Here is a 12050-nt window from a genome sequence, read left to right on the forward strand (position 1 = left end):
ACATTAGATATTAAGGCAGATTCTGCTGCGCGCGTGCCAGCATTGTTTCTATAAACAGGCGTAATGTCGGTCGCACCTGATTTGCCAACATTTCATTAAAAGCAAAAGGATGCTGTTCTTCCATATAAGTACACTGCGCCAATTCCAATTGCACCGCATGAATGTTCTTATCGGGGGCTGGGCGCAAGACTTGGCAGCGTCGGCCATCAATTGCGCTTGCTGCGATTGCACGGTCTGCGCCTCTTTCCATTGCGCAACGCTCCAGCCAATCGGCAAATAGCCATTGATTAAATCATGCGCAGAGGTTTGATCCGTCACCAGATCGGGCTTGATCTCACCAGCCCGAGCGCGCTTAACCATTTCAGATAAGACTTCGGCAGCATTACCCAGCAAACCGATAGAAACAGCTTCTTTGCGTTCGGTCTGATATTTGATCAATGCTATGGCGTCATCCAGATCCTTGGCTTGTTTGTCCAGATAACGTGTACGTAAGCGGAAATCAATACTGGGTTGCTGACATTCGATGGTCAAAGACACTGCGCCCGCCAGGGTTGCAGCCAACGGCTGCGCGCCGCCCATGCCGCCTAAGCCAGCAGTCAGAATCCAACGACCCGCCAGAGAGCCGCCAAAATGTTGACGTCCTGCCTCGGCAAATGTTTCAAACGTGCCTTGCACGATGCCTTAACTGCCGCTGTAAATCCAGCTTCCAGCGGTCATCTGCCCATACATAAACAGACCTTTACGGTCTAGTTCATTGAAATGCTCCCAGTTCGCCCATTTTGGGACTAAATTGGAATTGGCGATCAGTACGCGCGGCGCATCGGCGTGGGTTTTAAAGACACCAACCGGTTTGCCGGATTGCACCAGCAAGGTCTCGTCTTCATTTAGTGCTGTCAACACTTTAACGATTTTGTCGAAACAAGCCCAGTCCCGCGCCGCCCGCCCGATGCCGCCATACACCACAAGATCACCCGGGCGCTCGGCGACCTCAGGATCAAGATTATTCATCAGCATCCGCAGCGGTGCTTCGGTCAGCCAGCTTTTGGCAATCAAAGCAGTACCGCGTGCAGCGCGAATTACGCGGGTTTCGCCGTGGCGTGGATCGGTTAATTTTGGCAACGTTATTGCATTCATTCTGTTTACTTTCGATAAAAGTGGTAAGACGATCGTTTGTTTATAGCTGTCTCTAAGACTTATCTTGCGTTGCTAGTGCAGCTATTTAAGCCCTTAAATTTAGGTGATTCATTATTTTATAGCGATCAAGTTGTATATTCAGCTTAAGTAGAATGGCTATACAACATGTGTCAAATAAAATTTATGTCAGATGTCGTTTTAGTTGAAAAATAGCAAGTTGACCGTACATACGCTATGTAGAAATGCATATAAAGATGCATAAGCGATACCGAGCAATCGTTACCACCCCATCGCCGGGCCGAAAAGTGTATGGTTATAGGCTCAATGTCCACATTCACTGCCTTACCTCATATGCCCACCGCCGACAAAAATATGGAAAAAAATACCAGCGAAATAGTGACCAGCGTGCATTACTGGACTGACAAATTGCTGTCCTTTCGATGTACGCGTCCTCCTGGCTATGTATTTACGCCGGGGCAATTTGCGCGACTTGGACTGGTTGCCGAGAGCGGAGAAACATTTTCACGCGCCTATTCAGTCACCTCGGCGGTCGAGGAAGATGCGCTAGAGTTTTATCTTGTACTTGTGCCAAATGGACAATTTTCCGAACTACTGGCGAAGCTTCAGCCGGGGGATTCCGTACTGGTTGATAAAACCAGCTATGGCTTCATGACAGCGGATCGCTTTGTCGACGGTGAAGACCTTTGGATGCTGGCGACCGGCACCGGTTTGGGTCCTTTCATCTCCATTTTGCAAGATCCATCGGTGTGGAAAAAATTTCGTAATTTAGTGCTCGTTCATTGCGTACGCACCAGCGAAGAATTAGCTTATCAACCGTTATTAAGCAGTTTGTCGCAACGCTCGCAACTCACTAACGGCGGTGCGCGCCTGACATTAGTGCAAGCCACGACCAGAGATACTGTTTCCAATGGCGCACAGCATTTGCACGGACGTATTACGACGTTGCTCGAAAACGGAACGTTGGAAAGCGCTGTCGGCCATCCCATTACGGTCGACGCATCACGTTTAATGATGTGCGGCAATCCGGAAATGATTACAGCGACGAGAGAAATATTGGCACAACGAGGAATGCGCCCTTGCCGCAGGGCTGCCCCCGGGCAATTCGTCACAGAAGATTATTGGTGAGTTAAGTTTGGTAATGGACAAATGGCGATAGGCCAAGAATTGATGCCATCCTTTAGATGGCTATTTATTATTAAATAATATTGCCTGCGCCCTTTTACAAAACACAGAAATCCACCTACAACGACGTTGGCGACAACGACATTTTCTATCTCTGTCAAAATGTCGCCTAAAACCACATTCCGACAACCAAGGAAATTGCATGCATGCCCCAGCAGTAAAAAATATCGCAGCAGTTATGCCTCTTTCGATAGGCAACGCGTTCGCAGCTTTACCGCCTGAGTTCTATACGCGTCTAATGCCAACGCCGCTCCCGGCTCCCTATTTAGTAGATGCCAGCGCTTCGGCGGCCGCATTGATCGGCCTCGACCCTGCCATATTTTCATCAGAACAGTTTGTCGAAACATTTTCGGGCAACCAACTATTAGAAGCTTCGCGACCAGTTGCAGCAGTCTACTCAGGCCATCAATTCGGCCAATGGGCAGGCCAATTAGGTGATGGTCGAGCAATATTATTAGGCGACGTCCCTGCATCAGATCCCGTGGCGGGTCGTATCGAACTTCAACTTAAAGGTGCTGGCGCAACGCCCTACTCGCGCATGGGTGATGGTCGTGCAGTATTGCGTTCTTCTATCCGCGAATTTTTATGTTCGGAAGCGATGGCCGCGCTGGGCATACCTACATCGCGCGCACTCAGCGTGATCGGCTCAAATCAATTGGTCATGCGCGAAACGCCCGAAACCACAGCGGTGGTGACGCGATTAGCGCCAAGCTTCGTGCGCTTCGGTTCGTTTGAGCATTGGTTTTATAACAAAAATCACACATCGCTAAAAGTTCTGGCAGATTACGTTATCGATACGTTTTATCCAGAATTAGCCGGGGCCGAAAATCGTTACCATGCTTTTTTGGCCGAAGTAACAAAGCGTACCGCGCATTTAATGGCGCAATGGCAAGCGGTCGGCTTCATGCATGGCGTGATGAACACCGACAATATGTCAATTTTGGGACTAACTATCGACTATGGCCCTTTTGGTTTCATGGAAGCTTACGACCCGAGCTATATATGCAATCACACCGACAGCCAAGGTCGATATGCTTATAATATGCAACCGCAAATCGGCCATTGGAATTGTTATGCGCTTGGTCAGACATTGCTGCCATTGATTGGCAGTGTTGAAGCGACCGAAGACGCATTAAAAAATTATCAGGCGCAATACGCTGAAAAACTCGACGCCTTACTACATGCAAAACTGGGCTTACAGACTTATCAGGAAAATGACGATAAATTATTCGATGCCATGTTTGCACTTATGCAAGGAAGTCACGCAGATTTCACCTTATTCTTTCGGCGCTTAGGTGATTTGCAAAGCGTGCATCCTGAAACCGATGCGCCTTTGCGTGACCTGTTTATAGATAGAATGGGTTTTGACAGCTGGGCACAACAATATCGCTTACGTTTAACCGCAGAAAACAGCATAGACGCAACCCGCCGCCTTGCAATGCATTCAATTAACCCCAAATACGTGCTGCGAAACTATTTGGCACAAATTGCCATCGAAAAAGCACAGAAAAAAGACTACTCTGAAGTCAGCAAATTAAGGCAGATTTTAGAGAGACCATTTGACGAGCAACCTGAGCACGCACGCTATGCCGAATTGCCGCCGGATTGGGCTAGTAAGTTAGAAGTTAGCTGCTCGTCCTAAAACCATAAACTGTCGTCGAGACACCATATAAAACTGCTAAAAAACGGGAAACCATAATGTCTACAGTGAAAGTTACCAAGACCGAAGCGGAATGGCGTGCAGCACTTGCACCAATGGAATACGAAGTCACGCGTAAAGCAGCGACCGAACGCCCATTTACCGGCGAATTTTGGGATCATCATGAACACGGTATATATACATGCGTCTGCTGTAATACACCGCTGTTTGAATCTGATGCAAAATTTGATTCTGGTTGCGGTTGGCCCAGCTACTTCAAAGCCATTAACCCCGACAATGTCAGCGAACGCATCGATCGTACGCACGGGATGAACCGGACTGAAATCTTATGCAATGTATGCGACGCTCATTTAGGCCATGTTTTTCCTGATGGACCGCCACCGACCGGCTTACGTTATTGCATTAACTCTGCTTCATTGAGGTTTGATCCGACATAATCAGCGCGTTAATATTATTTAACGTCAGTTATTTTCGGTGACCAATATTATTCTTCGCCAAAATTTTCTCATTAGAACGAAAGTACCACCCATGAAGTTTCTGTTTGACCTTTTCCCGGTAATACTCTTTTTCGGCATTTTTAAGTGGGGCGAAGGCCACACCGACGCGGCGCAAGCGTTGGTATCACAATATTTGTCGGGCTTCGTCTCCGGTGGCATTGTTACTGCGACGCAGGCACCTATTATATTGGCCACTGCGGTAGCGATTTTGGCTACTCTGCTGCAAATAGGGTATTTACTTACACGCCGTAAAAAAGTTGATCCAATGCTATGGGTTTCTCTGGTAATTATTACGGTATTTGGCGGCGCGACGATTTACTTTCACAACGACACCTTTATCAAATGGAAACCAACGGTATTGTATTGGTGCTTTGCCAGCGCATTACTTATTAGCCAGTTAGTTATGGGTAAAAATTTGATCCGTACAATGATGGAAAAACAGATGGCATTACCTGAGCCAATCTGGGCCAAAGTAGGCTTGGCGTGGAGCGCTTTCTTTGTATTTATGGGCGTACTAAACTTGTACGTGGCCTTTAACTTTCCTACCAACACGTGGGTAAACTTTAAGCTATTTGGCGGTATGGGTTTGATGTTTGCCTTTGTTATCGGGCAAAGCTTGTATTTATCCAAATACATTAAGGAGCCAAAATAATGACCCAGATGGATGAGATTCGCACAAAATTGGTTGCAACTTTTGCGCCGACCGAATGTCTACTCGAAGATGAGTCGGCAATGCATGCGGGACATGCCGGCGCTGCCTCCGGCGGCAGTCACTACCGGCTAAAGCTAGTTTCCACAGTTTTTGAAGGGAAAAATCGCTTGAATCGGCATCGTCTGGTGTATGATTGTTTAGATGACATGATGAAACATAAAATTCATGCTTTAGCGATCATTGCCTTGGCACCGTCGGAACTAAGCAACTCCTAAAAAACGTATTGGTTATCTCTTGCGTCGGTAAAATTTAGTTACACATTAATTAGACACTTCATTCTTTCTAGCTATATTCTGCTTTATTCTTCTACACCTCCCCAATCTATTTAGGATTTGAATATGACTTTTAAACCTGCTCGCTTGCTGGTCGTACTTTTTGCAGCTGTTGCTTTACCTGCTTTAGCCCAAAATATTGCCGTTGTAAATGGCAAGGCAATCCCTTCTTCGCGTGCCGACCTGATGGTTACTCAAATGGCAGCTCAAGGCGGCCAGCCTGATTCACCGCAACTGCGCGCAATGGTTAAAGATGAGCTGATCAACCGCGAAATCTTGGTCCAGCAAGCTGAAAAACAAGGCCTAGGTAACAGCGCAGACGTAAAAGCCCAAGCTGATATCGCCCGTCAGTCGATCCTGATTCGCGCATTGGTGACAGACTACATCAAGAAAAACCCAATCAGCGATGCCGATATCAAGGCTGAATACGACAAATTCAAAGCAACTGCTGGCGACAAGGAATACCATGCTCGCCATATCCTGGTAGAAAACGAAGCCGATGCAAAAGCTATCATTGCCAAGTTAAAAGGCGGCGCTAAATTTGAAGATCTGGCAAAGCAATCAAAAGATCCAGGCTCAGCTGCTAACGGTGGCGATCTGGGTTGGGCAACTCCCGTTTCTTTCGTTAAAGAGTTCTCCGACGCTCTGGTCGCATTGAAACCAGGTCAAATCACTGAAACGCCAGTGAAAACCCAATTTGGTTACCACGTGATTCGTCTGGAAGAATCCCGTCCAGCTAAGATCCCTACATTAGCTGAAGTGAAGCCACAAATCACTGAGGCGCTGCAACAGAAGAAACTGCAAGCATACCAACAGGAATTGCGTGCAAAAGCTAAGGTTCAATAAGTCTCACTGAGCCTTATAGTCGCAATAAAAAACGCTCTTCGGAGCGTTTTTTATTGCCTGTAGCAAACACAATGAATCTCATTTTTTAGATTACTTACCATACGCGAGCTAGCACCAATTTACTGCATTACCCTGGAATTTCCAGTCTTTTGATAAGTAACACGCAAGCGAACATTGTTGTACCAACTTATTTTTGCATCATTGTCCCGCGGCGGCGTTTGTGCGGAAAACATCGGCCTTGGGCCACCTAAAATAAAGCCAAAGTTATTACGTCGCTTATTTATCCAATCGCGTACTTGGTTGGATACATCAATGCTAATAACCTCACCTACGGGAAGTGGCATTTCGTTGTCGCAAAGCATGTTAGAAGCAAATATTTCGGTCGCCACGCAAAGCATATTCGCATAAGAAACAGGCGTCTGAGTTTGCATCAGCTTACCGTCGCTGCGTGTTACCGACTGCATCGTGTCTAGCAAAAGCTCTGCATGCGCAATTCGATCAAACTGCGTCAAATCGAATTTCACGCCACCTCTGAAGATGGAAATCCGGACGTCATCGCAAGCAAAAGGTGATTTACCACCCCTAAAGAAATCATCATATCCAACCATCATCTGTGGCGGAACCGAGGAAAATGTTGTCTCTGGCGTCTTGCCTTGAGATGCACAAAAACCAAACGAGCCAGCTTGAACCAAAGTGCCCGTATTGATGATGACCGGCTGCAACTCTACCGTGTTCAATCCAACAGATGCGCACCCTGATAAGACTAGAAGTAACGACGCGCAGGGAATAATAAACCTCAACCTGAGTAGATATAGTTGGTCCATTTTCAGCGCTCCCTGTGTGCAATTTGTTGACCATGGTCTTGGTCAAACCAAGACTTCCTTTTATATCGGTCGCGCAAATCAAATCATGCCTTCTTTCGCAACTATTTCTACATGGCTATACGTGCCACTTTGATCGCAACCACTCCCTTTACAGTAGTAAAAAATCAACAAAAATACCACTAAAAATTATTAGTAATTTATCGACAGTCAAACTTTCACACGGAGAGTAGATACTTTTAACGTTAATGGTTGCACTCTCAGCGCTGCATCATTCATCCTGATCAAACGCCACTCTTTCAGCGGACGTCAATACGGGCAACGGTCGCGCATGCGGCGTAGTCGTCGTATCCCAAGGATTCGCGCCTTGAGCGCGCTCAAAGCCAAATTTTTCAATACGCGTCATCCATTCCTCGTTAAACAATGCTGCCGCTCCCGGCGCGTTTGCCAATTCGGATGGGATCGCGGTATAACGCATTTCCAGGCGCAATTCCGGAACCTCTGCATTAACTGCACGGATCAGATCGTTCAGCCCGGCTAGATAAAGCAGCTGATGATTCCAGAACATTAATGAATTACTACGCTGCAAAATCGCACGACGACTAAACGGATTAATCGATATTGGTTTGGGATATGTCCACATATTAACCACTACCCAAATACGTACTGTTGTCGGCTGAGTGACGCCTGACGCAGCGAGTCGAGCACCCAATTTTCTGTAGCCTTCAAAATCCAGAGCACCGAGCAGGTTGGATATCACCCCGCCGTCCGCATGCACATGACCGTCGATTATCAATGGTGGAAAAACACCCGGAATTGCGGTCGTTGCCAGCAATATTTGTTGCACCCGATTTAAACCATCGTCAGCCTGCAATTCATGCCCGATATCCCAAAGGCGTCCAATGCCCAAATTAAAATCAGTCGTGCCTATCACAAGTTGTTTACCCTCTGAAAAGCTAGCTTGCAACTGCGCGGTCATACGGGTATCCATCTCGCGTTCAATCATCAATTTATAACGCGCCGTTTTGACCAATCCTCCCGTTCGTCGCAACCAGAATAACCAATCAAAGGTTGGTGCAAAATCGGTGGTCGCGCTGCGATAAAGCGCCGAAGCCTGATCGAGTGCGGCAGCAGTGCCAAGTAAAGCAAACGGTGCTTGCAAGCCGCCCGTGCTGATTCCAGTCACCAGATCAAAGTTCGGCATGATGGCATCGGCGCGACTTTGCCAACCGCGCAAAAATCCTATGCCATAAGCACCATGCTGACCGCCGCCAGATAGCATCAATATATCCAACGTGTTATCAACGCGAATTGTGCTGCGAAGGACCAATCCATTCACTACCGCGTTAATCCTCGCTTCGTATTCCTGCCGATCTGCCTGATCCTCGGCTTCTCGCTGTGAAGCCGAGGCGATGGTTTGCTGCGCCGTAAAGCCCGACGATAATCCGATAGCTGACAATAAAGAATTGATGAAACGCATCATATGAAATCCTTGAATAAGACCGATGACTATACGCTGTGAACAGACATTGTTAAGCTCCCCTGTACGCAAAAAAAGAAAACAAGGGGCATTGCGCGATGACTGGCTGTATTTGGCCGTCTCAGGCAACGCTAAAATATGCTTGCAGCAGCAAATTTGCTTTCAAAGCTATTGCAAGGAAATTCAACTCGGCACCATATAGAAATTTTTATGCGGTTTTTATCCGGCTACTCTCGTTCATCCACAGGGTTAATGTATACTTTACCGTTCTCCAGCCGAAGGAAGCCTCAGAAATGTCTACATACAGAGAACTACAAGATCAAATCGAACAGTTGCGTAAGCAAGCAGAAGAAGTCCGTCTGGTTGAGCTCGCCGACGTCATCCTGGAAATCAAAACCAAGATGCAAGAATATGGCATCACTGGCGCCGATTTAGGCCTGATGGGCAAGAAACGCGTAATGAAGCCATCCTCTACACCAGTCGAAGCGCAAGAACCGCAAGAAGCACAGCAATCGACACCGGAAAATACTGAGATGTAATCTCGGTATCGAGGTCAACTTCAGCATGTGCGATTTTGGCAAAATTCAAGCGACAGTAGCAAAGCACAACGCGCTAATTTGACCGCATGCAGAAGACCAGAAGAATTACCAAAGCCACGTCATTGCACGTGGCTTTTTTATTGTTAGTCCAAAAAAAACGGCCAGACCAAAGCCTGATTGCCCGTCGATAGTAGTGCGCTCCCAATAATCTCAACGTCACGCTGCCGTCACATTAATTAGTTAGGGTGCTGACAGAGTCGCCGCGTGAGAACAGCACGCAATCATTACCACCATTAATTCACGGATAGCGTATGTACGACAATAACAAACGACTCATTATTCTGGATGCAGACGGCACGACGATAGACGCGTTTAGCGCCATCGACAAAACATTTGCACGCCACAATATGGCAATCGGCGATGAAGAAAGTTTTCAAAAGCGACGCCATATTTTTAAATATTTGGGGGGGCTGAAGGATTTTCCAGCGAATATCAAAAAACAGATTGGTAAGCAGAGCAGGAAACAGATAGTGACCACGCTAACCGAAGTTTATCGCGAAGAGGCACAGCTATATCCCAAAATCACAGAATTGATTCAGTCTCTGATAGCAGCCCCGGATATTGTGGTCGGTCTGGTGACGCGCAATATCACCAATGAACCGGAAGAAACACTTCGGCAATTATTTCGCCGCCATGGCATCGATCTCGACGCGCTCGATTTTTTCATCCATATTCCTGTGCGCCAGGAAAAGGCCGTGCAATTCCGTGCCGCCAGAGAGCGATTTAATATTAATCCGGCGCGCAGCTATATTTGTGGCGATGAAGAAAAAGATTTTCTGGCGGGAATAAGTGCGGGCATGCACCCGTTCATGGTTTCATATGGATTTGAAAGCCATAAACGTCTCACCAAAAAATTTAACGTGCCTGAGGAACTTATTTCGCGCACATCCGCAGAACTCTCGCATAGAGTTCTGCATGGATTAGGGATTAACTAAATGCTGACGAAGATTGATGACGCGGTAATTTGGCGGCAGCACACGTAAAACATGCGAGCTGCACGCTTTTAGCGTTGCGCAAATTTGAAAGAATGAATGTTCTTAAAAGGGTGATTGCGCCGAATCGAGGGCCAACGCTTCGCTAATCTTTGCGAGAAGTTTCATGGCGATTGCGCCCTGCCCGCTTGGCAGCGTACATGGCCGCATCAGCGCGATTGATCAGATCAGAAATGGTTTCGCCCGGAAAGTATTCCGCAATTCCAAAGCTGGCAGACAACGGCACAAGCTTATTTTCGAGCTGGATGTCGGAGGTTTCAATCGCATGTCGCAGGCGCTCGATAATCGACCCGGCATCATACGCCGTCGCTTCCGGTAAGACGATTAGGAATTCTTCTCCCCCCCAACGCCCGCAGCAATCATATTCCCGCATGCCGGACTTCAGAATTTGTGCGATTTCGGTTAAGACTTTATCACCGCCTTCATGGCCGTAGGTGTCATTAACCTCTTTGAAATGGTCAATGTCGGCGATCGCAATCGCAAACGGACGGCGCATACGCTCCCATCTTGCGACTTCCGATTTCAGTTGCTCCATCAACATGCGCCGATTGCCAAGGCCGGTTAATGCATCCGTGGCTGAAGCTTCCTTCAATGCAACGTTCAGTTCTCGCATCATCGACTGATAGCGGTCAGTGATGCGCACCAACTTTTCAAGCTGCCGTAAATGTTTACCGTAACGCTGGCTCAGGGAAAGATTCACCTCGCGCGCTGCCGTCTGATATTGATCTGAAATGCTGGTAATACGCTCAAGCCGGTGCAATTGCGCCTGACATTCGGCATAGAGATCGGCCAATGGCTGGCGCAGAGGATGCCCCTCATAAGCGCTATCGGCCAACAAGGCTTCAATCGATGTTTCAAGTGGGCGCGCTTCACGCATATTTATTCGACCTGCTCGACGATAGTAAACGGGAAAGTACAGTCTTCCCTGAATTCATCGGCAAGTTCGGCTACACGTTCATTCTGTTCGTCGTAATACCAATTCACCGCCACCGCGCGTCCTTTGCCATGCGCATCTTCGAGCATGTCAAAAATATCCATCATCGCTTTCACGCTGCTGGTATTCAGATACAACAAATGCAGCTTCAGCAGCAGCGGCTGATCACTATCCTTAAGAGCTGCCGCAACCCAATCCATTACCGGAGAGAAAAGCTCATAGGAGTTCTCTGGATACGAATCTCCGCGCATTTCTACGATACCGGTATCCTTGTCGCAATGAATTTCCGGTGTCGATTGCGTACCCGCTATCATCAAATTTTCCATCATGCGTTCCTTTGTGCGGTTCCTGTTACAACACAACGCGCAGGCTGATAAATGCCTTGCCGTCATTAAGGGTGCGTAACGAGCAAGCAAGCGGTTCAGACGCCTTGCGTGCCATGTCAATCAAACCCAGCCCTGCACCACTGGATGTTCCTGCTGCGCGTGGCATGCGCAGTGCTTCCTTATATTTGGCCTTTAACTGCACCTTATCCATCGTTGCCAGAACATTAATACGTTCGACCAGCGCAGGGCCGTCGGCTGCGTCCAGCAAGTTGCCAGCCGAGACAATATGACGTCCCACTGCATCGCGGGCAACCACTACGGTGGCAGCCGCTTCGCTTTCTTCCCAGCCTTTACTAACTGCATAGTGGCGAATATTCTGCGTTAGTTCAATATATGCCGCAAATACGTCTACCGATGAAGAGGCGGTCAGATTTTCTCGCTGCAAATAGTTGCGCAACGCATTACCGATCTCTTCGATCAAGCTTTTAGTCAGCGGCCCGTTAAAACACAGCATTATCCGCTGTTGATTAAATGTCTGCTGCAAGGAAAGAAGGTCAAGCACATCCATGGATGT

13 protein-coding genes and 1 pseudogene are annotated in these 12050 nt (G+C 47.7%); 8 read left to right on the top strand and 6 right to left on the bottom strand.

Translation table 11 applies throughout. The annotated features are described in order from the left end of the window. Window positions 1-180: 180 nt before the first annotated feature. Window positions 181-1134: pseudogene (gene hutU / locus C7W93_RS04025) on the bottom strand (urocanate hydratase); the annotation flags it as partial. 324 nt (window positions 1135-1458) lie between these two features. Between hutU and C7W93_RS04030 the strand changes: the two are divergent. From C7W93_RS04030 to C7W93_RS04055, 6 genes are all read left to right on the top strand, one after another. Beyond that, on the top strand, window positions 1459-2280 hold the full coding sequence (locus C7W93_RS04030; RefSeq protein WP_108440469.1) for a ferredoxin--NADP reductase: 822 nt from the start codon (window positions 1459-1461) through the stop codon (window positions 2278-2280). Between the two features lie 199 nt (window positions 2281-2479). Further along, complete coding sequence (locus C7W93_RS04035) at window positions 2480-3979, top strand: YdiU family protein (RefSeq protein ID WP_108438864.1); 1500 nt, start codon at window positions 2480-2482, stop codon at window positions 3977-3979. A 56-nt stretch (window positions 3980-4035) separates the two neighbouring features. Further along, window positions 4036-4434 (top strand): peptide-methionine (R)-S-oxide reductase MsrB, encoded by a 399-nt coding sequence (gene msrB, locus C7W93_RS04040; RefSeq protein ID WP_108438865.1) that lies wholly within the window; start codon window positions 4036-4038, stop codon window positions 4432-4434. Between the two features lie 91 nt (window positions 4435-4525). Further along, window positions 4526-5146, top strand: coding sequence for a septation protein A (locus C7W93_RS04045; protein WP_108438866.1), 621 nt, complete (start codon window positions 4526-4528; stop codon window positions 5144-5146). Between the two features lie 8 nt (window positions 5147-5154). Further along, window positions 5155-5421 carry a BolA family transcriptional regulator gene (locus C7W93_RS04050; RefSeq protein ID WP_108440470.1) on the top strand — a complete coding sequence of 89 codons (267 nt, stop codon included), beginning with the start codon at window positions 5155-5157 and terminating at the stop codon, window positions 5419-5421. Between the two features lie 123 nt (window positions 5422-5544). Next, on the top strand, window positions 5545-6324 hold the full coding sequence (locus tag C7W93_RS04055) for a peptidylprolyl isomerase (RefSeq protein WP_108438867.1): 780 nt from the start codon (window positions 5545-5547) through the stop codon (window positions 6322-6324). A 119-nt stretch (window positions 6325-6443) separates the two neighbouring features. Here C7W93_RS04055 and C7W93_RS04060 read toward each other — a convergent pair whose 3' ends face one another. Beyond that, on the bottom strand, window positions 6444-7061 hold the full coding sequence (locus C7W93_RS04060) for a hypothetical protein (RefSeq protein ID WP_146177516.1): 618 nt from the start codon (window positions 7059-7061) through the stop codon (window positions 6444-6446). Window positions 7062-7416: 355 nt separating this feature from the next. Further along, on the bottom strand, window positions 7417-8628 hold the full coding sequence (locus C7W93_RS04065) for a patatin-like phospholipase family protein (RefSeq protein ID WP_108438869.1): 1212 nt from the start codon (window positions 8626-8628) through the stop codon (window positions 7417-7419). A gap of 290 nt (window positions 8629-8918) precedes the next feature. On the opposite strand from C7W93_RS04065, the gene C7W93_RS04070 reads away from it, so the two are divergent. Beyond that, the gene (locus C7W93_RS04070; protein ID WP_108438870.1) at window positions 8919-9164 is read left to right on the top strand and encodes an H-NS histone family protein; all 246 of its coding nucleotides are present in this window, start codon (window positions 8919-8921) and stop codon (window positions 9162-9164) included. Window positions 9165-9475: 311 nt separating this feature from the next. Beyond that, window positions 9476-10159: an HAD family hydrolase gene (locus tag C7W93_RS04075; RefSeq protein WP_108438871.1), complete on the top strand. Its 684-nt coding sequence runs from the start codon at window positions 9476-9478 to the stop codon at window positions 10157-10159. Window positions 10160-10301: 142 nt separating this feature from the next. Here the strand turns inward: C7W93_RS04075 and siaD are convergent, their stop codons facing one another. From siaD to siaB, 3 genes are read right to left on the bottom strand one after another with little or no spacing between them, the layout of a single operon-like run. Then, window positions 10302-11093, bottom strand: coding sequence for a biofilm regulation diguanylate cyclase SiaD (gene siaD, locus C7W93_RS04080; RefSeq protein WP_108438872.1), 792 nt, complete (start codon window positions 11091-11093; stop codon window positions 10302-10304). A 2-nt stretch (window positions 11094-11095) separates the two neighbouring features. Then, window positions 11096-11476: a biofilm regulation phosphoprotein SiaC gene (gene siaC / locus C7W93_RS04085; protein WP_108438873.1), complete on the bottom strand. Its 381-nt coding sequence runs from the start codon at window positions 11474-11476 to the stop codon at window positions 11096-11098. Between the two features lie 25 nt (window positions 11477-11501). Beyond that, entirely contained in the window at window positions 11502-12044 is a 543-nt protein-coding gene (gene siaB, locus C7W93_RS04090; protein ID WP_108438874.1) for a biofilm regulation protein kinase SiaB, read from the bottom strand. Window positions 12045-12050: the final 6 nt, after the last annotated feature.

This window comes from Glaciimonas sp. PCH181, from assembly GCF_003056055.1.
Taxonomy (GTDB): Bacteria; Pseudomonadota; Gammaproteobacteria; order Burkholderiales; family Burkholderiaceae_D; genus Glaciimonas.